The sequence below is a fragment of the Bartonella sp. AA86SXKL genome (genome assembly GCF_042196885.1).
Map to the genome: position 1 here is coordinate 1 of NZ_JBHIRE010000228.1, position 823 is coordinate 823.

At 45.1% G+C, this 823-nt stretch carries 1 protein-coding gene; it reads left to right on the top strand.

All coding sequences use genetic code 11. The features are described 5' to 3' along the window. Nucleotides 1-823: phosphoglycerate kinase (locus tag ACFIO5_RS11145; RefSeq protein WP_375705441.1), on the top strand; the 823-nt coding region annotated here is incomplete at both ends.

The window sequence follows — 823 nt, forward strand, 5'->3', positions numbered from 1 at the left end:
TACTGCTTGAAAATGTTCGTTTTCATTCAGGTGAAGAAAAGAATGCGGGCTCTTTTGCTGAGGCTCTAGCCCATAATGGAGATCTCTATGTTAATGATGCTTTTTCAGTTTCTCATCGTGCCCATGCTTCGGTAGAGGGGATAACACATTTTTTGCCTTCCTATGCGGGGCGTTCTTTACAATGTGAGTTGCAAGCATTGGAAAAAGGGCTTGGTAAGCCAGAGCGTCCGGTGATCGCAATTGTTGGAGGGGCGAAGGTTTCCAGTAAGCTTTTTGTGCTCAATCATTTGGTTAAAAAGGTCGATTATTTGGTCATTGGTGGTGGCATGGCCAATAGTTTTTTAGCAGCGCAAGGTGTGTGTGTTGGAAAGTCATTGTGTGAACATGCGCTGATCGAAACGGTAAAAAAAGTTATTGAAAAAGCACGGGAGTGCCAATGTACGCTTCTGCTCCCTGTGGATGCAATCGTTGGATTTCGCTTTGAAAAAGATGCGCCACATCGTCTCTATGATATTGGAGATATTCCTGAGGATGGGATGATTTTGGATGTTGGTACGCGCTCCATTGCGCATATCAATGCCGTGATCGATAAAGCCGCTACCCTTGTGTGGAATGGACCTCTTGGTGTTTTTGAGATGTCTCCTTTTGATCAAGGAACGATTGCAGTGGCACGCCATGCAGCAGAACTTAGTTTGACAGGGAAATTGGTTTCAATTGCTGGAGGGGGAGATACGGTGTTTGCACTTAATCATGCTGGTGTTGCTGATGATTTTACTTATCTTTCAACCGCGGGTGGAGCCTTTTTGGAATGGATGGAAGGCAA